At 48.7% G+C, this 20,210-nt stretch carries 21 protein-coding genes; 16 read left to right on the top strand and 5 right to left on the bottom strand.

The window, feature by feature from the left end; translation table 11 throughout:
• Window positions 1–55: 55 nt before the first annotated feature.
• A complete protein-coding gene (locus PAEVO_RS17865) occupies window positions 56–2,347 on the bottom strand; it encodes an AraC family transcriptional regulator (RefSeq protein WP_100538759.1) in 2,292 nt (763 codons plus the stop codon).
• Window positions 2,348–2,653: 306 nt separating this feature from the next.
• Between PAEVO_RS17865 and PAEVO_RS17860 the strand changes: the two genes are divergently transcribed.
• The 8 genes from PAEVO_RS17860 to PAEVO_RS17830 all read left to right on the top strand — a co-directional run bounded on the left by PAEVO_RS17860 (window position 2,654) and on the right by PAEVO_RS17830 (window position 10,366).
• A complete protein-coding gene (locus PAEVO_RS17860; RefSeq protein WP_165789682.1) occupies window positions 2,654–3,559 on the top strand; it encodes an ABC transporter permease in 906 nt (301 codons plus the stop codon).
• Between the two features lie 31 nt (window positions 3,560–3,590).
• A complete protein-coding gene (locus PAEVO_RS17855; protein WP_100538757.1) occupies window positions 3,591–4,502 on the top strand; it encodes a carbohydrate ABC transporter permease in 912 nt (303 codons plus the stop codon).
• Between the two features lie 91 nt (window positions 4,503–4,593).
• The gene (locus tag PAEVO_RS17850) at window positions 4,594–6,132 is read left to right on the top strand and encodes an extracellular solute-binding protein (RefSeq protein WP_100538756.1); all 1,539 of its coding nucleotides are present in this window, start codon (window positions 4,594–4,596) and stop codon (window positions 6,130–6,132) included.
• A 49-nt stretch (window positions 6,133–6,181) separates the two neighbouring features.
• A complete protein-coding gene (locus PAEVO_RS34425) occupies window positions 6,182–6,796 on the top strand; it encodes an SGNH/GDSL hydrolase family protein (protein WP_243390817.1) in 615 nt (204 codons plus the stop codon).
• Window positions 6,797–6,958: 162 nt separating this feature from the next.
• The gene (locus PAEVO_RS34420; RefSeq protein WP_243390816.1) at window positions 6,959–7,204 is read left to right on the top strand and encodes a hypothetical protein; all 246 of its coding nucleotides are present in this window, start codon (window positions 6,959–6,961) and stop codon (window positions 7,202–7,204) included.
• 598 nt (window positions 7,205–7,802) lie between these two features.
• Window positions 7,803–9,065 (top strand): M20/M25/M40 family metallo-hydrolase, encoded by a 1,263-nt coding sequence (locus PAEVO_RS17840; RefSeq protein ID WP_100538755.1) that lies wholly within the window; start codon window positions 7,803–7,805, stop codon window positions 9,063–9,065.
• A 24-nt stretch (window positions 9,066–9,089) separates the two neighbouring features.
• Window positions 9,090–9,887, top strand: a complete 798-nt coding sequence (locus PAEVO_RS17835; protein WP_100538754.1) for a DUF3100 domain-containing protein — start codon at window positions 9,090–9,092, stop codon at window positions 9,885–9,887.
• Window positions 9,884–10,366, top strand: a complete 483-nt coding sequence (locus PAEVO_RS17830; protein ID WP_100538753.1) for a hypothetical protein — start codon at window positions 9,884–9,886, stop codon at window positions 10,364–10,366. The genes PAEVO_RS17835 and PAEVO_RS17830 overlap by 4 nt, the downstream gene beginning before the upstream one ends.
• Window positions 10,367–10,545: 179 nt before the next feature.
• On the opposite strand, the gene PAEVO_RS17825 is transcribed toward PAEVO_RS17830, so the two are convergent.
• Window positions 10,546–10,977, bottom strand: a complete 432-nt coding sequence (locus PAEVO_RS17825; RefSeq protein ID WP_100538752.1) for an N-acetyltransferase — start codon at window positions 10,975–10,977, stop codon at window positions 10,546–10,548.
• A gap of 169 nt (window positions 10,978–11,146) precedes the next feature.
• On the opposite strand from PAEVO_RS17825, the gene PAEVO_RS33875 reads away from it, so the two are divergent.
• From PAEVO_RS33875 to PAEVO_RS17790, 8 genes are all read left to right on the top strand, one after another.
• Window positions 11,147–11,305, top strand: a complete 159-nt coding sequence (locus tag PAEVO_RS33875; protein WP_165789681.1) for a hypothetical protein — start codon at window positions 11,147–11,149, stop codon at window positions 11,303–11,305.
• Window positions 11,268–12,017 (top strand): ATP-binding cassette domain-containing protein, encoded by a 750-nt coding sequence (locus tag PAEVO_RS17820; RefSeq protein WP_243390815.1) that lies wholly within the window; start codon window positions 11,268–11,270, stop codon window positions 12,015–12,017. Before PAEVO_RS33875 ends, PAEVO_RS17820 begins: the two co-directional genes overlap by 38 nt.
• Window positions 12,014–13,237, top strand: coding sequence for a hypothetical protein (locus PAEVO_RS17815; protein WP_100538750.1), 1,224 nt, complete (start codon window positions 12,014–12,016; stop codon window positions 13,235–13,237). The genes PAEVO_RS17820 and PAEVO_RS17815 overlap by 4 nt, the downstream gene beginning before the upstream one ends.
• Window positions 13,230–13,610, top strand: coding sequence for a DUF2178 domain-containing protein (locus PAEVO_RS17810; RefSeq protein ID WP_100538749.1), 381 nt, complete (start codon window positions 13,230–13,232; stop codon window positions 13,608–13,610). The genes PAEVO_RS17815 and PAEVO_RS17810 overlap by 8 nt, the downstream gene beginning before the upstream one ends.
• A gap of 10 nt (window positions 13,611–13,620) precedes the next feature.
• The gene (locus PAEVO_RS17805) at window positions 13,621–13,821 is read left to right on the top strand and encodes a helix-turn-helix transcriptional regulator (RefSeq protein ID WP_100538748.1); all 201 of its coding nucleotides are present in this window, start codon (window positions 13,621–13,623) and stop codon (window positions 13,819–13,821) included.
• A gap of 188 nt (window positions 13,822–14,009) precedes the next feature.
• Window positions 14,010–15,218 carry an outer membrane protein assembly factor BamB family protein gene (locus PAEVO_RS17800; RefSeq protein WP_100538747.1) on the top strand — a complete coding sequence of 403 codons (1,209 nt, stop codon included), beginning with the start codon at window positions 14,010–14,012 and terminating at the stop codon, window positions 15,216–15,218.
• A 348-nt stretch (window positions 15,219–15,566) separates the two neighbouring features.
• Window positions 15,567–16,241 (top strand): response regulator transcription factor, encoded by a 675-nt coding sequence (locus PAEVO_RS17795; RefSeq protein ID WP_100538746.1) that lies wholly within the window; start codon window positions 15,567–15,569, stop codon window positions 16,239–16,241.
• On the top strand, window positions 16,238–17,605 hold the full coding sequence (locus tag PAEVO_RS17790) for a sensor histidine kinase (RefSeq protein WP_100538745.1): 1,368 nt from the start codon (window positions 16,238–16,240) through the stop codon (window positions 17,603–17,605). The genes PAEVO_RS17795 and PAEVO_RS17790 overlap by 4 nt, the downstream gene beginning before the upstream one ends.
• A 226-nt stretch (window positions 17,606–17,831) precedes the next feature.
• On the opposite strand, the gene PAEVO_RS17785 is transcribed toward PAEVO_RS17790, so the two are convergent.
• From PAEVO_RS17785 to PAEVO_RS17775, 3 genes are all read right to left on the bottom strand, one after another.
• Window positions 17,832–18,653, bottom strand: a complete 822-nt coding sequence (locus PAEVO_RS17785; protein WP_100538744.1) for an NmrA family NAD(P)-binding protein — start codon at window positions 18,651–18,653, stop codon at window positions 17,832–17,834.
• Between the two features lie 59 nt (window positions 18,654–18,712).
• On the bottom strand, window positions 18,713–19,168 hold the full coding sequence (locus PAEVO_RS17780; protein ID WP_243390814.1) for a MarR family winged helix-turn-helix transcriptional regulator: 456 nt from the start codon (window positions 19,166–19,168) through the stop codon (window positions 18,713–18,715).
• Window positions 19,169–19,308: 140 nt separating this feature from the next.
• Window positions 19,309–20,184, bottom strand: coding sequence for an AraC family transcriptional regulator (locus PAEVO_RS17775; protein ID WP_100538742.1), 876 nt, complete (start codon window positions 20,182–20,184; stop codon window positions 19,309–19,311).
• Window positions 20,185–20,210: the final 26 nt, after the last annotated feature.

The following is a 20,210-nucleotide window of genomic DNA, read 5'->3' as shown; positions in this document are numbered from 1 at the left end:
GGCTTTACAGGAGAGGTCCTTTTCGGCTTGAGTCTGCTCATGGGGAACAGCGTCCTTAGCTGCCGCTTCTCCATGATAAGCTGGGAGGAGCGATATTTTTACCAGTGGAGTCCGCGTGGATTTCCCGATACTGCTTCGGAGTGAGATTCGTGAACTTCTTGAATGCGGAGAAAAAATGCCCTTTGGATATGAAGCCGCATTGATCTGCGATCTCGAGCACCGAGAGCTGGCTGGAGATCAGTTTCTCTTTCACTCTCTCGATTCGTTCCTGAAGTATGTACTCCGACAATGACACGTTCATGACCTCTTTGAATAACTGCCGGATATAACTTACGGAGAAGGAAAAATTGTCGGCTACCTGCTCGATCGACAATTGCGCATCCTGCAAATGGTTGTCCACGTATTCTTTAATCTCCAAGACGATCTCTTCCTTGCGGCTTGAAGATTTCGGAACTTCCGTCTCGGACGCAAGCATCGTGACGATGCTCTCCAGCCATGCTTGAAACTCGGACAGCGTGCTGTACCGCTCAAGCAATTGGTGGATGCTGCTGATCTCGTGCAGGACGCTGGACTTGTTAAAGTTTTTGAGCAGATCGTAGGTAAAGTAGGTCAGGTTAAGCTTACAGTCGCGATAAGGCAGCTCATGGACGTGCTTCATCTGCTGACGCAGCAGAACGACGGCGGTCTCCGGGCGGCCGCGACGGATCGACTTGATGATCTCGGTTGTCTCCAGCGCCTCAGACGCAGAAGGATACCCTGCCATAAACTCTTCATAATCACTCTCCAGAAAAATTTGCTTCTCTCCGTTAAGAAATCGCAGCTTCGTCAATTCGTGGATATGGTCATAGATGTTTCGGATATTGGCGCCGAAGTCATAAGCATTGCTAACGGCGGTGGTTGTATCCACGTTCAGGATGCGTGCCACCTGATTCTGCGTCTCCTCCAGAAGACGTTGAAGTTGAAGCCCGCCCGATGCAGGGCCACCAACGACCAGAATGATGTGGTCGCCACCCATATCCAAGCCTTCGGCCGCATAAGAACCTGCGCCAATCACTTCTTCGCTAATATTGCGTATGGCGTACTTCATCAATTTCCGGGAAGGGAAATCGTAACGTTCGCAAAAGACCGTATAGGCTTCGATCCGAAGAACGGCCAAAAACAAAACTTCACAGGAGGCCAGTTTGGTCCGGGTCTGAATATATTCGTAGCTCTTGGTACCCGGCGTCCCGTGCAGCATCCACTGGGCGAGAAACTCCGTTCGAACGAGCTCGGATTGGTTTCTCATGGATGCATGAAGCTGCTCCACATTGTTCAGCAGCATATCGATGCCGTCGTGGATCCATTGAATATCCGGCTTGGCATCAGACGTGGAGTTGGCGAATGCAACCTTTCCCCGCAGCTTTTCCGACAAGAAGGTGATGGAACGCAAGGAACGGCGAGAACTCCAGAAGAACAACGAGGAGAGGATTGCCAATAGCAGCAATGTATACGTTATCAATTTTTGCTGGAATAAGGAGATATGGCGCGTCAAAATATGATACTCGGTCGAGTAGTATACGGACCAATTTTCAGTAGTCAGCTTGGCTGTATTGACGAACCATTTCTGATGCGGCAGCCGAACTTGAAAATGGCTGTTCTGCTGCTCCCGCCCTGCTTGATAAAGCTGTTCGTTCAATGCAGGATTGGACGCGCCTAACAGGACGAACCCATCCTTGTCGAGAATCCGAATGTCTTGCTCCGAGGAGACCGTTTGGCCGAACAGAAGCTTCGACAGCAGCGGTTTATCAATCAGGAGTACGAGATAGAAGTCAGACGGCTTCTCGGGGGTAGCAGGCAGAATAAGGGCCAGGGAGTCCGAGCCATCCAGCGAATGATGAAAGAAGCGCAAATATTGGCGGTGGAATGATTTTACACGCTCCAGCATGCTCTGGTCGGCAAAGGATTCAGTGCGGACGATTCCGACTTTGGAATCGACGATAAGATCGTTCTTCAAATTAATCAGATAGGATCGCTGGATGAGCGGTTCGGTGGACATGAAGTTGGATTGGGCGACGAGCGCAGCATGGTCGATGAGCGGATCTTTGCTTGCATCGAAGAACCAGTTCTGAATATTCTGATCGGCGTACATGCTGAGCCCGTAAGCTTTCAAATTGCCGAGAATCATTTCGGCCTTCGAAGCCAGGTTGTTGACTTCGTTCTGCGAATTGCTGCGCACCTCCAGCATGGTGTATTTTGCGAATTCCGCAGACAGTAAATAGACGAAAGGAATAATGGAACAGATCAGAACAGTGGTTAGTAATAGAAAGGTCCGAAAATAGGTCTTCTGTAATATAGGTTTGATCTTCATATAATGCCAGCACCCCTTGCTGATGGATTGACGGTTTAAGGGTAGATCTATACTGCCTCGATAGAAGATACGAACCGGGACCTCCTTACTCAATCATATCCTGACCTTTGTGTGAAGTCCTCATTTTGACAAAGTAGAAATTAAGATGATCCCGGAAGCCGGATTACCGCCCAATCCTAAAGTTCAGTACCCCTTGTGACACAATGAGGACTATTCCGAAGTCCTCCTTCCGCACATAATAAACATGGTCAGGGTATGGCCACATCAGACAGACCAGATCGAATGGAGTGATACTATAAATTGAGAATGCTGAAGGATTTAGTAAAGAATCGGAACTTGTATTCGATGGCGATACCGGGAATCATCTTTCTCGTTGTCTTCTCCTACATTCCTCTGGCCGGACACCTGCTGGCGTTCAAGGACTTTCAGATCAGCAAGGGCATATGGGGCAGCGATTGGGTGGGGCTGGACAACTTTCGCTTCTTTTTCTCCAATCGGGATTGGATTCAAGTTACGGTCAATACCGTTTATTTAAATGCGATGTTCATTCTTTTCGAGTTGGCCTTTGCCCTTATCATTGCACTCTTCTTGAATGAGATCCGCCTGAAATGGTTTAAGCGTACGATCCAATCCGTCGTCTTTCTGCCTTATTTTATTTCATGGGTTGTCGTAGGGTATATGACGTTCATTCTTTTCAACAATACGGACGGCCTGATTAACCGTGTCCTGAATATGAGCGGACTTCACACCGTGGATTGGTACCAGACCCCATGGGTATGGCCGATTATTCTAACTTTGACACGAATCTGGAAGAGTGCCGGATACTACTCTATCATTCTGCTTGCTGCCATTACCGGTTTCTCCGCCGATTATTATGAGAGCGCCCGCCTGGACGGAGCCACGAGGTTGCAGCAGATGAAATTCATTACGCTGCCATTGCTGAAGCCGCAAATGATTATCCTCGTGCTCTTGGGAGTCGGACGGATCTTCTACGGGGATTTCGGCATGATCTACGGAATTATCGGGGATAACGGGATTCTATTCCCGACGACCGATGTCATCGATACGTATTCGTACCGGGCGTTAAGGCAGCTTGGCAATTTTAGCATGTCATCGGCTATCGTGTTCTATCAGTCTATCATGGGGCTTATCGCCGTCGTTTCGTTTAATGCACTGGTTCGGAAAATCGATAAGGATTCCAGGTTATTTTAATTTCGTGAAATGAAAGGGAGGTGAATTTCATATGAATCGTCCGGTTGCTATGATTCCGTCTGCACGAATCCGACGGACAAGCGGTTTCTCCGATAAAATGGCGATATGGTTGTTCGGGCTGTTATTGATTCTATTTGCGCTGGTTTGTTTGTTCCCGTTCTGGCTCATGGTCATCAATTCGTTTGCCAGCACCCGAAGCCTGGCGCTCCACGGATACTCCGTCTGGCCAGATGAGTTCACGTTGGAGTCATATCGGTTCCTCCTTCAAGGCAAGCAAATGTTCACCAGCTATGGCGTCACCATTGCAGTAACAGCCATCGGAACCGTGATCGGCCTCGTTGTCACTGCGTTGTTTGCTTACGTGCTGGCCCATCCGAAGAACCGATACAGCGGCTTCCTCTCGTTCATGACCTATGTACCGATGGTCTTCGGCTCGGGGCTCGTCGGCTTCTATCTTCTGGTCGTTCAGTGGCTGCATCTGAAAGACACGCTATGGGCGCTTGTGCTCCCCTATGTCATGAATCCGTTCTTTGCGTTTATCTTCGTCTCGTTCTATCGCTCGTTGCCTTATGAGCTGAACGAATCGGCTAACATGGACGGCGCCGGAGAGTGGACGATCTTCTTCAAAATTATTAGGCCGATCTCAACGCCGGTTATAGCAACGATCAGCTTGTTCTACGCACTGCAATATTGGAACGATTGGTGGCTGTCGCTTTTGTTTATTGATAACAGCGATATGTACCCGCTCCAGCTGCTTCTTCGGCAGCTCATGTCGCAGATGCAGCTCACGTCGCTCAATCATGGAAACGTACTGACGCTGCCGCCGGCGGAAGGGGTCAAGCTGGCTACAGTATGCCTGACGATCGGTCCGATTATATTTTTCTATCCGATGGTTCAGAAATATTTCGTCAAAGGTCTGACGCTCGGCTCGGTGAAAGGCTGAGGCTGGGGCTTTACGCGGATTGCCGAGCGTATCGATATAGACTGGCCCAGCCGCGGATATATAAGTTGATTATTTGAAGGGAGTCATGTACATGGCCAAATCAAAACGCAAGTTCATGGTGACGGCGCTGCTCGGACTGGCAATCGCTTTGTCCGGGTGCTCCGGATCCGGCGGGGACGCCTCCGCGCCCAAAGATTCCGGGGAAACCAGCGATCCGTCCCTCGAGCCGGTCACTTTGGAGGTTGTCATTCCGGGGGCGAAGGAGGCGAACTTCGAGCAGGTGCTGGAAGAGGTCAACAAGAGGTTAAAAGCCGAAATCAATACACAGGTTAAATTTACATTCATCGACTTTGCCGATCTTAATCAGAAGACCAACGTTATGCTGGCTTCGGGAGAGAGTGTGGATTTGATTTTCGACGCCCCATGGCTGCATCTGGAAACGATGGCTGCGCAGGGGTATTACGAGGAATTAAGCGGGCTTCTGGACCAATACGGCTCCAACGTGAAAAAGACGAGACCGCAACAAATGTGGGAAGCGAACAAAATCAACGGCAGCATCTATGGCGTTCCTTTGGGAAGCGCCTATACCCAGGAAAGGTCGGTCTTCATCCGGAAGGACTTGAGAGAGCAGCTGAATCTGCCGCCCGTGAAGACGTATGAGGATCTAAAAGCTTATCTCTATGCCGTTCGCGACAGTAACTCTGGGATCACCCCGCTCCTTGCTGGCGCGGACGACGTCACCTACAGCTGGGTCAACTGGCTGATCCGGGACGATACCAGCGTCAACATTCGCCCGACAAATTTTGCGGGAGCCAGCTTGATGCTGTATTACAAGGGCAACGATGGGAAGGTCTACAATTTCTTCGAAACCAAGGAACCTAAGATCTGGTCCAATATCCAGGATGTCCACCAGCTGTTTGTTGATAAAATCATGTCGCAGGACGTCTTGACGAATAAAAGCGGTCCGGGAGAAATGCAGCTCCAAAACAAAGTAGCGGCCACGCCCCAAATGACCTTTGGCATTCCCAAAGCGTACAATGACCAGTTAAAGCAGGTCGTGCCGGGCGGAGAACTGGAAGCGGTTCGTCTGTTTGATCTAACCCCCGGAAAGAACTTTTCCAATTTCAAGATGGATAATTTCATCTGCATTGTAAAGACGAGCAAGCATAAAGAACGTGCGATGATGTTCCTCGATTGGGCGAACCGGCAGGAAAATTACGATCTGTTGGAGCACGGCATTGAAGGTGTGAACTGGAAATCAGTCGGCGAGCACCAATATGACACGCTGAACAACGATGGCGGCATCGTCTCGTTCCAGCTTATGCTGAATCCCACGTTAGAGCGGGAGTGGGTCGGTACTGACGAAGAGACTCAAGAGTACAGACAATTCATTACGCAAGCTGACAACTTCACGAAGGACATCATGACCGGCTTCACCTTCGATCCGACGCCAGTAAAGAACGAAGTGGCCCAGTTCGCGACCATCCAAGCCAAATATTATAGTGGATTATTTAACGGGGCACTTGATCCGGATGAATACTTCGCCAAGTTCAAAACGGAAGGCGAAGCGGTGCTCACGAAAATCCAGAATGAGCTGCAGCGTCAGGTCGACGCCTTCTTGGCAAAATAAAAGTGTTGAAATTCGACTTTTTGACTTCGAGTCTGAGGGGGGGATGATGTTGGAGTTTAGCTTTACCAAATTTGCCAGGCTGATGGGGAGATTCCATCTGACCGAGAAAGAGAATCCGAAATGCGGATGGGTCAACAGCGCTGTGTTTCTTGCCTTCCGAGGTACGGCCATCTCGATGACGGCTGAGGATTCCGACGGCCAGGATTACGTTGAAATCGTAGTGGACGGTGTCGCACGTAATTGGATCAATCTGAAGAAGGGGGTTCATGAATACATAATCGAACAGGGGCTGCCGGACGGTGAACACACTTTAGAGATCCACAAGCGAACGGGGATTCTGAGCGGAAGTATTGCCTTTCATCATTTTTCGCTGCCTGACGGCGGAAGCTTCCTTGCCCCGCCCGCGGCAAAACCACTCCGGCTTGAATACTTTGGGGATTCCATTACGGATGGAGCAGGGATCGGCCATCCGCATGTGCTTGCTGAAGCTCCGCATCTTGACGACGGATACATGTCCTATGTCGGGATCAGCGCCAGAATGCTGAATGCGGAATATCATACGATGGCCATTTGCGGGATTGGCGTTTGGCAGGATGCGGTAGGGTTCAAACAAGGATTGCCGGAACATTTTTTCGGGACGCTCGGCAAAGGGACGGCGCCATAGGACTTTTCCCGGTATATTCCTGATGGAATTGTCATTAATTTGGGCCAAAACGATTATTCTACGCCAATTGATGATGAGGCATATATTGCCGCGTATATTGAATTCATCCGGGTTATCCTGGAAAAGTATAACGATCCCTATATCTTTTGCTGTGTTGGAACCATGAATAACAACTATCTGGCGAGTGTGAATAAGGTGGTGACCTATTTCAATCAAAGTGGAAATAGGAAGGTGTTTGTAGTGGATTTAGGACTGATTCATCCAGAGGTGGAAGGATGGGGCGGCCGATATCATCCCGGTTATCAGACGCATTACCGAATGGGCTGGGAGCTTGCCTCTTTTATATCCGCCAATACCGGATGGGAATTGCTTAAGCGTCCGTTAATCGCCACGGAATGCGTGTTCTAAATCGTTCATTTATCGGGAAATGCGAGAGATGCGGCTACAACAAAACTAAGCAGAGACACGAATGCAAAATCTTGAATATCCTCCAAACTCAAAAAGGACCGTCAGGGCGAACTCCCCTGACGGTCTTTCTTGCACGAAAGCTCTTTTACGTGCCCAGGAATCTCTTCATATCCTCTTCCACATTTGTAATGCCGCCGATTCCGAACTTGTCGACGAGAATTTCGGCCGCGTTTGGCTAGAGGAAGGGAGGGAGCGTCGGCACCAGGTGAATGTTTTTTACGCCAAGATACAGCAGGGCCAGCAGTTTGGGCTAGAGTCATAACTCGGTTGAAAATTTTTAACGCGTTTTGTTCACTTTTCTTACATTGAAAATAAAGTCAGAGGTTTTTAACGCTTTACAGAAAAAAAGGTGTAATTTTTTTATAATGGTAGAAAATAGGCGTTAAGCTGTTGGCTGTTTTAATCATGGCTGTGGAAAGATCGAGTTATATCAAATTCTGATTACCTTTATAGAAAAATAATATAACGTGATTTTTATTGACATATTTAAGAGAATTAAAATAACATAAGAATTATTTTCATCAAGAAGGAGGCAGCTATGAGCTTTAAAGAACAGTACGAAGAAATTGCAGGCGTTGGACGGACCATATTCGATAACCCCGAACTTGGCTACAAGGAATTTAAGACCCATCAAACCGTGACCGATTTTTTGAAGAAGGTGAATCCGGGCATCGAGCTGCAATCATTCAGTACAACCGGGCTTCGGACAACCCTCGGCAGCGGCAAGCCGCTGAATATCGCTTTTATTGCGGAATTGGACGCCGTTTACGCTCCAACGCATTGGCAATCGGATAAGGAGACGGGAGCGGCACACAATTGCGGTCATTATACGCAGGTGGCGATCGCACTGGCTTTGTACAAACATTATGTTGAATCAAAGGCGTACGAAGCCCTTGATTATAGTCTAACGTTTATTTTCATTCCTGCTGAGGAGTATTTGGATCTCGCCTATAGGGACGAGCTGCTTGCCAGCGGTAAGATCTCCTATTACGGAGGGAAACCCGAAGCGATGAAACTCGGCGTGTTCGACGATATCGACATCGGACTATGCGTACACGCCATGGGTGGTGAGTTTGCAGAGCGCACGATCGAAATCAACTGCGACCTGGCTGGATTCCTATACAAGCATTATACGTTTACCGGAAAAGCAACCCATGCGGGTTTCGATCCTTTCTCCGCCAAAAATGCCTACAGCATGTCAACCCTGTTCAATGTGGCGTTAGGGCTCAGCAGGCAGCAAATGAAGGACAGTGAGAAGGTTCGCATGAATCCGATCGTCCTGGAATCCGACATGTCGACAAACGTCATTCCCAACCGGATTACGGTGGGCAGCGATTTGCGCACCCAGTCGGTCGACTACATGAAGGAAGCGGCCTCCAAAATGGACGATGCGGCCAAGGGCAGCGCGCTGGCACTTCAAGGCGAGGTCGAGATTAAGACGCAGATGGGATATTTGCCGTTCGTTCAGGACCGGTATTTGTCCGAATTCGTGCTAGAGGCGTTCCAGGATAACGAGGAGATCTCCCGTATTTGGAACAATAACGCCATCAGCGCGGCAGGAGACATTGGCGATCTGGCCTTCATGATGCCTTGCATTCAGATCGGCTACAGTGGTTTTACGGGAACGATCCACGGCGACGATTTCAAGGATATCGATCCCGAGTTTATCTATGAAGTGTTCCCGAGATTTTTAACCCAGGTGCTGGAGCGAATGAGCGGACGTATCGATCGATCGAAGCTCTACCGTCGTACATTTGCCGAATACGAGCAGCTCCTTGCGTCGATAGTTAGCTCCAACTAAGAACAGAAAAGAGGACATCATGGCATGAAGTTAAAACTACAGTATCTCTATTTGCTTGCATTCGTGCTCATTGTAATCGCGGTTGCCGAATTTATCGGCATTCAGTCGATCCAGGTGGGCTCCGTAAAAATCAGCCTGCTCCCACTCGTATTCGCCATTTTGATCACCATGGTGCTCGGCTTGTCGATATTCCGGAAAGGCTTTATGCGGAAAATTTACAGCAAGGAGAACGTCGGTTTCTCCAGCAAGTATCTAATCTTCATTATGCTGCCGCTTATGGCGAGATACGGCGCCGACGTTGCTCCCAGAATTGAAGATATATTAAAAGTTGGCTGGGTGTTCATCATTCAGGAAATCGGCAACCTGGGTACGATTCTGCTCGGACTTCCGATCGCCATTCTGCTCGGCCTGAGAAGGGAAGCCATCGGCGCTACGCTCGGACTTGGGAGGGAAGGGGAACTTGCCTACATATCCGAGAAATATACGCTCGACTCCGACGAAGGCCGCGGGGTGCTGTCCCTCTATATTATAGGCACCCTCTTCGGCACGCTGTTCTTCAGCATTCTTGCGCCGGTCATGCTTGCTGCCGGCTTCTCGATCGAAGCGTTAGCCATGTCCTCCGGCGTCGGCTCCGCCAGTATGATGACAGGCTCTTCTTCCGCGCTAGTCGCGCATTCTCCTGAGATGACGGAGACCATTAACGGATACGCTGCTGCGAGCCAGCTGCTTACCAGCTTCCTCGGAACGTATACGATGGTATTTCTCGCGGTGCCGCTGCAGCGGTTTATGTACAAATTAATGGTCAGAGGTGAGAAGAAATGAGCACCGGTTTGAATAAATACGCAAAATACGCCCTCGTCCTGCTGCTTAGCGTTGGTCTTATCTTATTTACGGAGCAAATGAAATTCATCAAAAACGGCGAAGGTCATATTACGTTAGGGACGATAGCGGGCTTGGCCGTGCTGTGGCTTTTTTCCTTCATCGGCGTTCTGATCTCGACGCTCATGAAAAAAGCTCCGCTGAAATTCTTGCAGGACTTCCCGGTTCTCGGCTGGGTATCGATCGTTTCGCTGATCTGCTGCCTGATCTCCGATGTGTTCGTGGATGCCATTGCCAACGTCAACTTCTTGTCCATTACGACCCCGATCTTGGCGTTTGCCGGCATTTCCGTTGCCGACAGGCTGGTTGATCTTCGCAAAACATCGTGGCGCGTCGCCATCGTTGCGGTTTTCGTGTTCACGGGCACGTACGTGGGAAGCGCGCTGTTATCAGAGCTCGGCCTTTATTTGTCCGGTAAGTAAATGAATCTATTTACAAGCATTAAGTCTGAACCTTGTAAGCTTGCTCCTCCTTTAATGCGACCTCACCTTTATATTCGCTCTGAGACACCAAAAGGTTCAGTAAAAAAATACAGGCAGAAGGTGACCGAACCATTCCGGTCACCTTCTGCCTGTTTGAATATGTAGGCGCATGTTGCCATTTATCGTTCTTCCCAGGCCATGACGAATTCCGTCTGACCGGTATCCTCGTCGATGGTTTCTTCAACGACGGCAAAGCCGTTCCGGGAATAAAAACGAAATGCGTTCCCGTTCTCTTTATATACCTTGAGCTCGAGTTTAGGGCTGCGTTCCTTCACGAATTGAAGAAGAGCCCGGCCATATCCCTTGCCCTGATCGCCAGGGTGAACAAACAAAGCGGCCAAGGCATGCTGAACGGTCGATATAAAGCCTACCGTGGCGCCCGCTTCCTCCAGCACATAGGTATCGGCCATTGGCAAATACACGTCGCGCATGTCCTTTTGCTTGGATTCCCAGTATTCGGGGGTGATGAAATGGTGGGCCTCCTTCGAGGCGGCCAGCCAAATGTCAATGACGCTGTCCATATCCTTATCGGTCATCAATCGAATCTGCATCGTATTATTCACTCCAGTTTATTTAACTTTTGTTACGGATATACGCCACGTATTGTAAAAGCTTTCCTGCTGCATGTCAATTCACGATCCCATTTGACCCTCAAATTATAAAGTGATATATTTATCACGTAAAGTTACAAATACATCACTTTTGGAAGGGGCGTTTGCGATGAAAATCATTCTTCGATTCGCGATGGGACTGCTCTGGATCGGTATTGGCATTCAGAGACTTACTCAACAGTCGTACCCGCTGGCTTTATTATTTTTGGCAGGAGGCGTTCTATTTGTTTATGCAGGCTGGAAAGGTTGGAAAGTCGGCAAGCAATGAGGGGGAGGAGCGGCGGCATTTATTAAGCATGAAGGGATTAGCTGCTTGGTACCGTGCGGAAACAGACGCCGTCATCTCGAATCTTAATTTGGAGATTGGCCCCCATCAGATCATAGGTTTGGTGGGATTGAACGGGGCGGGTAAAAGCACGCTGCTCCATGTCCTGAGCGGCATTCACCGGCATTATTCGCTGGAGCGGCTGTTGTGGAAGAACGAGGAAACTTCGCTGACAAGCCCTGCATTTAAACGAAGCCGGTATACCGTGTTCTCGGAGGACGAGTCGTTCGAGTATTTTACATTCGAGGAATATGTAAGGCATGTGTTTCAATCCTACGGACAAGAGGTTCGTAACGAAATCTTGGACGAGCTCGTTGCAGGATTCAAATTTCAGAATTACAGGAACTCATTCTTGGGCCAATTATCGATGGGCAGCAGGAGAAAGGCCTATCTGATCACAGGATTTGCGCTGCGTCCCGAGCTGCTGCTGCTGGATGAGCCGGTCAACGGACTGGATTTCGAAAGCACGGAATTTCTGTATCGAATGATGAACGAGTACAGGAGACATGGGGCGATCTTGTTTTCTTCCCACGTTCTGGAGAGTTTATGCCTTACGTCGGACAGCATCATCATTTTGGAAGCCGGATCGATCCGTCATACCTTTTTGCAGGGCGACATGGATCCCGAGTTTATTAGAGGGGTACTGAACAAGTGATCTCGACATTTCATGGATTCGCCAAAAAGTTCCTGGGGTCAAGCTACGACCGTTTGTGGAAGCATACCGCAGCCCTGCTTGTTTTATATGCGGCGATGAGCAGCCTCGATATCGATTACCATGTAGCCTTGAATGTATTCATGACGGCCATCTCCGTATTTACGTTCGGCATGGTGGTGAGAACCTTATCGTCGGACGATAACCGGAGGAAGCTGAAGGGGGCGTTCATGCTTCCATCTAGGCCAAGCATGTTCAACGCAGCTTATTTTTTTGCGGTAGCATTATATACCTTGGTCACCAAGACTTCGTACATCCTCGTTCTTTATATGTCGGTTTCTCAATTTACGGGTATGCATGCGCTGGCATTTCTGCTTAGCTTCCTGAATGCGGGGTTGACCGCCTTCGTGGTATTCGCTCTGCTGAACAGAGGGAAAAGGATGCCGGCCTGTTTCTGGATGCTGCTGCAAGCGGCGCTTTGCCTGCTCCATGACCCGTCCCATCGTTTGTTGGGAATGCTGATCAGCACGACCCTTCAATGGCTCATCCTGTATCGAACGGATCCGTACCGATATTACAAGGATTTGAAGATGACGGAGCTCCATGCAGCGCCGATTCGAAACGCTTCGTTCCTCCGGTATTTAGGGCGCTACCTATTCTTCCATAAAAGCTATCTATACAATACGATCGCATTATGTTTATTTGCAGGCTTCATGGCGTTTATGCTGGAGCAGATGCAACTTGCCTCGTTCCTGCCGCTCGGATTCGCGGTCCTATCTTTCAACACACCGATCGGCATCCTGTTGTCCAGCAATCGGGGGCTTCACCGGAAAATCCAAATGCTGCCCGGCCAATTTCAACGTATCGGAGTTGCATACGGATTGTTTATACTGGCAGTAAACTTATTCATATACACGATCTACTTAGCATGCTGGCATATGTTTCATGGATCGGTAGAAATCATGTATTATGTACTTAGCGTATTATTTGCCGCCCAATGCGCCATTTCGACCGTTTGGCTCGAATGGAAACATCCCGTATTCCATTGGCGGGTGGAGAGCGATTTATGGCATCATCCCCGTAAATATGCCGTTCCGCTCATGATGAGCCTATTGGCGGTCACGGCTATAAGCATAGAGAGCGCCGTTTATATGGTCGCTCTGTTGGTGGGGATCGAGATGGCTCTGATTTTTAACCGCAGGAGAGGAATCAGGAATGTATAAGGGACAGCGAAAGCGTTACGTACGAATTGGTAAGCACGGATGGCTGCTTGGTTTGTTGGGGTTTAACGGACTGCAGTATTTTAAGACCCATGATCCTTCGTTTTTGTTTTACTTTAGTTTTTTTAGCTTTTTCAGTTTCTATTTCCATGGGAAGCTGGCAGAAGAGATGCCGGATGAACGGTACTACATGAATGCCCAGAAGGCGAGGTCCATCACCATGTGGGTGCCGGCCGCATGTCTGTTTATGATCGGAATCGGCAGCATGTTCTCCTTCGGAACAAGAGAATTCATGATCATTGTGAGCGCAGCGGGTTGGGCAGCTACGTTTCTGACGTATTCCATAACTTTTTATTATCTGGATAAATATTGTTAGGTGGATGCCCATGGAACCATTCAAATGCAATTTAAAAAAGTACAGGCAGTTAGCGGGAATGACCCAAGATGAGTTGGCGGGCAAGGTTGGAGTTCGCAGGGAAACCATCATTCGTCTGGAGGCGGGCAAATATAATCCCTCCCTAAAGCTGGCGATCGATATTTCACGGGCGGTGGGAGCAGCTATTGAGGAATTGTTCATATTCGATTAAACCACGGTGATGCATTTAATGGGTTCGAGTATCCCACGAATGCGTCATTTCTTATGTCCGCTTAAAAACCAATTAGTTCTTGAAAAAACTTATAAGTCATACTACAATCATACTAACGAATAGATTCGATACTCAATTCTTATCTTCAACGTCAGATCTGTATATTTAGTCATAGGAGGCATACATCCATGTATACTATTCGAAATAAAACGGTCTCTCGTCTTGTTGTAACCAGTATGGCCGTGGCGCTTCTTGCATCGCCAATCTCTACCATTCTGTCCGGGTCCGAGCATGTCGCAGCTGCTGCGTCTGCTGTGGACAAGTCTTCCCATAACCTAAAACCGATTTGGACGAAGACGTTGGGAGATCCCAGCCGGATCGACACCCAAGCTACATTAATTAAGAATAACTTATTCTATACCGTTGGTAAGAAATATATTGCTTTTGACGCTTTGGCAGGCAAAACCCGCTGGACGTATCCCGCCGCAGCCGTCTCACAGACCGTAACGGATGGCAAATCGGTATGGTTTACGGATGCGACAGGCCGACTGATTAAGCTCAATGCTGCAACCGGTAAGCTGCAATGGAAAGTTAAAACACAATCCCAGCCAGGAAAGAAGGAAAGCTACGTGAACTACAGCTTGCATGCAGCCGACGGTGTGATCTATGTCGGGGATGCGTATGGGTTGACGGCGTACTACGCGTCAAGCGGTAAGGTGAAGTGGAAATTGAAGGGCAGCGACCAGGGGTATAAAGTACTCCAGACGGGAAAAATCCTTGTTGTCTCCACCATCATCCATGGCGCTTTGACCACTAGCGGGTTACAGGGGATTGATGCCCAGAACGGCAAAGTAAAATGGACACAGACCGGCGGAGACCATCAAGACATTCTCTTTTCGAATGACAAATCGCTCTATACGCGTGACGTAACCGAAGGCATCGATGCCGGATTTGCAGCCAATATCGATGAAATGAATCTGAACAGCGGAAAAATAATGGCTACCCGGTCCTACATACCCGTGGATTTCGTGGAAGATCAAAGTGCATCCGATGTCGTATCCGACGGGGAATATTTCTATGTCATTGAAAAGTATGATGAAACTCAAAACAAAGCTGTAGTCTCCCGATTCCCGACGGATAGTCGTTCCAAAGCCGAGCCGGATAAAACCTATGCATTTGAAGCGGGAGTGGCCGAATGGTCCCTCGGAGATAAAGGCATCGCCTATGTAAGACTGGAAAACGGCAAGCTGTTAACGATCGATACGAATAGCGGACGTACGCTGGCTTCCGCTCAATACAAAGGCACACCATTGCCGACGCTCATCGGACAAGACGTGCTAGTCGTTCAGCATGGTGGGCAGATCAGCGGCGTCAAGAAAGCTGCTGCCTCCCAGTAACGCATGTCGAATATTAAAAATGATTCACAATTCGCTAAACTTACAACATACTTAAAGTTACTTTAAGACTAAAAGTCGACCTAAATAGGTCGACTTTTTGGTCATTCACCATTTTGGTTCGTTCATATTCCGTTCATATTGACGTCACGAGCAGTTCATCTTCCTTGATTAAACTTACTTAAGCACCACGCGGAGAGAATGAAGTTACATTGCCTGAGAACGGCAGCTAGGTATTCGCTGGTGAGGCCGGTTCGAGGTTCAATTTGAAACCAAACTCCATACCCTTGTATATATAATAGTACAATAGTTATTACATTATAGGATTGAAATTAAGGAAAGAGGGAAGCAATGCCTACTATACTGGTTGCTGACGACGATGCGAACATTCGCGAACTCGTCTGTTTATTTCTTCGCAACGACGGATTCACAACAGTCGAAGCCGCTGACGGCAAGGAAGCGCTTAGCGTCTATGGCTCAACACCCGTTGATCTTGTCGTGCTTGATAATATGATGCCGATGATGGATGGTTGGACGTTATGCAAGGAGCTTCGAAAAGCCAATCCGGATTTGCCGCTGCTTATGCTAACGGCAAGAGGCGAAACATGGGAGAAAGTAAAGGGTTTCGAACTTGGGACGGACGATTATTTAACGAAACCGTTCGATCCGTTGGAGTTGACGGTTCGCGTTAAGGCATTGCTGAAACGATACCGGATGGGCTCCACGCAGACGATCCAGTTCGGCAACGTCATTCTTGACAGGCAGACCTATAAGGTGATTAGAGGGACGGAGTCGCTCACGCTGCCGCTCAAAGAGTTCGAATTGCTGTATAAGCTGGCTGGAACACCCGGACAAGTCTATACGCGCGAGCAGCTGATCGATCAGATTTGGGGAATCGATTACGCAGGAGATGATCGAACGGTTGATGTACATATTAAACGTCTTCGCGAAAGGTTTGCGACGACACCTGATTTTCGGATCGAAACGGTGCGCGGGCTAGGGTACAGGCTTGAGGTCTACGAATGATCAGATCCTTATATATTCGAGTAGTCCTGACATTTCTAGTGTCCGTTATTGGGGGCACGATCCTATCATTTTTTATGTCTACTTGGATGTTCAAAGAAGAGTTGAACGAGAACGCGCAAATCAACTTACGCAACTTCGGTCAAGACGTCGTCCGGATTTACAAAACTCTTCCGTTACGCGAAGCGGACCTGTTCGTCAGTGAAATGAAGCAGCTCGATTCCTATTATATTCGCATTTACGAAGCAACGGGTCAGTTCCAGTCTTACGGTAAACTTAACGGACATCAACCTGCTGCAGTAACGATGGAAAAACTAAAGAAAGTAATAGAAGGAGGCGTTGTTCAAGACACGCCGAATGGTATTGCTACGGTTCTTTTAGGGTTGCCGTTGAAAACGGAAATGGGAACGAAAGCGATGTTTTTGGAAATGCTCGCCCCCCCATCTACCTCTTTTGTTGTCAAGTGGGGATTGATCTTTGCAACCAGTTCTCTGATTACAGGGAGCTTATTGATTCTCGTTGCCTCCATATACTTGGTAAGGCCAATCAAAAAGCTGACCCAAGCGACTAGGCGTATTGCAGCTGGAGATTTCAGCGTCAAGCTGAATATTAAGCAAACAAGTGAGCTGGGTACGCTGGCTCGCAGCTTTGAAGACATGATGCACGATCTGCAGCAGCTGGAGCAGCTGCGCAGGGAATTCGTAACGAACGTGTCGCACGAAGTACAATCACCGCTCACCTCGATATCCGGTTATGCTCAAGCACTGAAGCAAGTAGACCTCTCAGAACACGAGCGAAGTCGTTATCTGGATATTATCATCGCTGAAGCGAAACGGATGTCCAAAATGAGCGATAGCCTGCTTAAGCTGAGTTTGCTTGAATCCCAGTCACAGCAGCTGGGGCTCATCACGCTCAGCCTGGATGAACAGATCAGGCGGGTCATTGTGGCGCTCCAGCCGCAATGGACCGCCCGCAGCATTCATTTTGAGCTTGATTTACAGACCGTTAAAGTAACGGCTGATCATGATCAATTAAACCAGGTATGGACGAACATCATTGGCAACAGCATCAAATTTTCCGAGGATGGCGGCGTGATCAACGTCAGCATCAAACAAGATACTAAAAACGTGACAGTCCGAATATCCGACACGGGCATAGGTATTTCTCTTGAGGATCAGAAGCGTATATTCGAGCGTTTCTTTAAAACCGATCGTTCTCACAGTCGTAAATATGAGGGCAGCGGCATGGGGCTTGCCATTGTGAAACAGATCGTGTCGCTTCATCAAGGCGATATCCGAGTGGAAAGCGAACTTGGTCAAGGAACGACGTTCATTGTCACCTTGCCAATCATGACGCCAATGGATTAGTCAGATTCATGGGGCAGCGATCCGCAAAAAAATACGATGATGACGGTAAGTGAACACAGATCGTACCGAATCAAAGGATGCGATTTTTTCAAAGGTACGATGAACAGGGGAATCGCGAAGTGAACCATATTTTGCACAGACCATGGAGCCTGTGCTTTTTTTGTCCCATGTACTAGAGTACATTTTGCACAAATCGGGCTCCATGAATTGAACATGTAAACGTTAGTTAGATCTGACTTGCCCCGATATAAGATCGGAGGCTTTCTATCAGGGGTGTTACCGGGCGGCCCAATAAATGCTCCAGATCGCCAGAAGTGGAAGCCGTATCGATTTTTCTTAAAAAGCTAAATATCCAATGCTGCACCTCGTTGATGGGACATAGGGATATCGGTTTGCCCGTTAGCTCTGAAAGAGTGGAGACCACATTGTCGAAACTCCAAACGGCTGGCGCAACAAGCTCATAAGTCTTATTCGAATGGCCCTCAACGGATAGTACCCCCGCTATGGCGGCCGCCAGATCGGAACGCGTAACCGCGTTGAACTGCCACGATCCCGGATGTACGCGAAGATTGCCTGTCGATATGGCCGCATGTAAATCCAGCGCTTCAATAAAGTCCATATACAAACCACTGCGAAGAAAAGTATAAGGAATTCCGGTTGTGCGAATGGCATGCTCGGTAGCCAAGTGCAAATGGGTCATTGAAATGTCGCTATGTTCAGGAAAGGCGAAGCCGGTGTATAAAATATGGCCGACGTTCGCTTTTTTTGCGGCTTCAATCACATGGGCATGCTGCCGCAAACGAACGGTGTCATCGGGGTGGGGGCTGGAAATGAACAACAGGCGCGAAGCGCCGGCGAATGCCTCCTTCAGGGAGGCGGGTTCATCGTAGTTGCAGAATCGGACCGCAATTCCCTGCTCCTCCAATGATGCCGCAGACTCCATCTGGCGAACGCAAGCAACAATTTGATCGGGCTGAACATGGTGAAGAAGCTCTTTGATAATGAAACGGCCGAGCCGTCCACTGGCTCCTGTAATGACGATAGACATCGAATGTCATCCTTTCCTTATCGGATTAAGTGCTTAACTAAATCGGCGTAAAAATATCGTTACGCTTCCTTTAATTTTTGGAGAAGGCCCAGGAGCTGATTTAATTCAGGTTCAGTGAGCACGTTCATTTTTTCGGATATCCGCTGCCTGTTCGCGGGCAGGTTGTGGATCAATAGACGCTGACCTTCGCTTGTAATGGTGATGACCGACTTTCGACCGTCCCGGGGATGGGGTTCCCGGCGAATCAAGCCTTCATGTTCCAAGGGGGTAAGCAGCAGACTGATATTGGGCTTGGTTACACCGATTTTTTTGGCCAACTTGGAAGGAAGCATCGTTCCTCCCTCTTTCATAAGCTCAACCAAAATCCGTATTCTGGCTCCGTTCAGCCCTTGCGATTTCCAATAGCTTTCGGATACGTCGACCAGCTTTGCCGTTGTCTCCACCAGGGTGAAAAAAGCAAGGGTGGGCAGCGGCAAATCCAGCACGTATTGCTGCAGGTCGTCCAAAGTGATCATGCCTCCCATATAGTTAAGTCCTTAACTATATTTAATGTAATTCTAGAGGAAGCTATTGTCAACGGACGAAATTCTTGAATCCGTTCGTTCCAGGTAAAGCAATAAGCACTTGCATGATCGCAAGTGCTTGTTGGCGTGCTTTAACGATGCGAGACAGCCTGCTTCCTGTACGCTCCGGGGGTCAAGCCCGTCAATTTTTTGAAATTGCGATGAAAGTGCGTTAGCGTGGCGTATCCGCAGATTTCAGCGATATGCCCGACAGACTCCTCATGATTTCGCAGGAGCTCTTTGGCCCGGGCGATCCGTTTTGCCTGGATGTAACCCGTCAGATGCAAACCGGTGTACTTCTTGAACATGCGGGAAAAATGGGCGGGGTCTACCGCTGCTTTGGCCGACAGAGCAGCTAGTCCAATAGGCTGGTCCAGATGTTCGTGAATCCATTGGATGGAATCCATCAGCCAGGCGGGGCCAATCTGGGAGTGGGCCGTTTGTTCTGCGGACAGGGTACTGATATAGCGATTGATATGCAGCAGTAAGGAGCGCAGCTGAAGTACAAGCGCCTCACGGAATCCCAGCTGGGCAAGTCGGATCTCTTCCGAGATCCCTTTCAGGATGTCCTCGATATAGGTTTGGTTCGACTTGGGCAATTCATAACGATAGGACCCTGTTTTTTGAGCATATTCAAAGCAGCTGAGGATAGAGTATTGCAAATCGCTTCCATTCGCACCGAGGACAAGCGAAGGCGCAAAGAATAAAGCACTCGAAACAATCGGCTGGTCCGGGTCAGGGAAAGAGCTGTGAATCGTGTTTCCAGGTATGATGAAAAGGTCGCCTTCTTTCTTCTCCATCAGCTTGTTTTCAATAAGGAAAGTACCTTTTCCCTGGTACACATAAACCAATTCGTAAAGATCATGCAAATGATGGGGCAGCTCCAATTGGGGGCTTTTCTTAGTCCGATGAACCAATTCCATCGGAAACAGGGGATCCCCTTGAAATGGTTTACGCAGGGGAGTCATGACCACCACTCCTTATCCTCTAATAA

It is taken from the genome of Paenibacillus sp. GM2FR, from assembly GCF_002803325.1.
Taxonomy (GTDB): Bacteria; Bacillota; Bacilli; order Paenibacillales; family Paenibacillaceae; genus Paenibacillus_AQ; species Paenibacillus_AQ lautus.
This window is presented reverse-complemented; position numbering and strand designations above follow the sequence as displayed.

What these genes read in the sequence shown, in the direction of transcription:
- PAEVO_RS17865 (WP_100538759.1), bottom strand. Translation starts at nt 2,347, where the DNA reads ATGAAGATCAAACCTATATTACAGAAGACCTATTTTCGGACCTTTCTA.
- PAEVO_RS17860 (WP_165789682.1), top strand. Translation starts at nt 2,654, where the DNA reads ATGCTGAAGGATTTAGTAAAGAATCGGAACTTGTATTCGATGGCGATA.
- PAEVO_RS17855 (WP_100538757.1), top strand. Translation starts at nt 3,591, where the DNA reads ATGAATCGTCCGGTTGCTATGATTCCGTCTGCACGAATCCGACGGACA.
- PAEVO_RS17850 (WP_100538756.1), top strand. Translation starts at nt 4,594, where the DNA reads ATGGCCAAATCAAAACGCAAGTTCATGGTGACGGCGCTGCTCGGACTG.
- PAEVO_RS34420 (WP_243390816.1), top strand. Translation starts at nt 6,959, where the DNA reads ATGAATAACAACTATCTGGCGAGTGTGAATAAGGTGGTGACCTATTTC.
- PAEVO_RS17840 (WP_100538755.1), top strand. Translation starts at nt 7,803, where the DNA reads ATGAGCTTTAAAGAACAGTACGAAGAAATTGCAGGCGTTGGACGGACC.
- PAEVO_RS17835 (WP_100538754.1), top strand. Translation starts at nt 9,090, where the DNA reads ATGAAGTTAAAACTACAGTATCTCTATTTGCTTGCATTCGTGCTCATT.
- PAEVO_RS17830 (WP_100538753.1), top strand. Translation starts at nt 9,884, where the DNA reads ATGAGCACCGGTTTGAATAAATACGCAAAATACGCCCTCGTCCTGCTG.
- PAEVO_RS17825 (WP_100538752.1), bottom strand. Translation starts at nt 10,977, where the DNA reads ATGCAGATTCGATTGATGACCGATAAGGATATGGACAGCGTCATTGAC.
- PAEVO_RS33875 (WP_165789681.1), top strand. Translation starts at nt 11,147, where the DNA reads ATGAAAATCATTCTTCGATTCGCGATGGGACTGCTCTGGATCGGTATT.
- PAEVO_RS17820 (WP_243390815.1), top strand. Translation starts at nt 11,268, where the DNA reads ATGCAGGCTGGAAAGGTTGGAAAGTCGGCAAGCAATGAGGGGGAGGAG.
- PAEVO_RS17810 (WP_100538749.1), top strand. Translation starts at nt 13,230, where the DNA reads ATGTATAAGGGACAGCGAAAGCGTTACGTACGAATTGGTAAGCACGGA.
- PAEVO_RS17805 (WP_100538748.1), top strand. Translation starts at nt 13,621, where the DNA reads ATGGAACCATTCAAATGCAATTTAAAAAAGTACAGGCAGTTAGCGGGA.
- PAEVO_RS17800 (WP_100538747.1), top strand. Translation starts at nt 14,010, where the DNA reads ATGTATACTATTCGAAATAAAACGGTCTCTCGTCTTGTTGTAACCAGT.
- PAEVO_RS17795 (WP_100538746.1), top strand. Translation starts at nt 15,567, where the DNA reads ATGCCTACTATACTGGTTGCTGACGACGATGCGAACATTCGCGAACTC.
- PAEVO_RS17790 (WP_100538745.1), top strand. Translation starts at nt 16,238, where the DNA reads ATGATCAGATCCTTATATATTCGAGTAGTCCTGACATTTCTAGTGTCC.
- PAEVO_RS17785 (WP_100538744.1), bottom strand. Translation starts at nt 18,653, where the DNA reads ATGTCTATCGTCATTACAGGAGCCAGTGGACGGCTCGGCCGTTTCATT.
- PAEVO_RS17780 (WP_243390814.1), bottom strand. Translation starts at nt 19,168, where the DNA reads ATGATCACTTTGGACGACCTGCAGCAATACGTGCTGGATTTGCCGCTG.
- PAEVO_RS17775 (WP_100538742.1), bottom strand. Translation starts at nt 20,184, where the DNA reads ATGACTCCCCTGCGTAAACCATTTCAAGGGGATCCCCTGTTTCCGATG.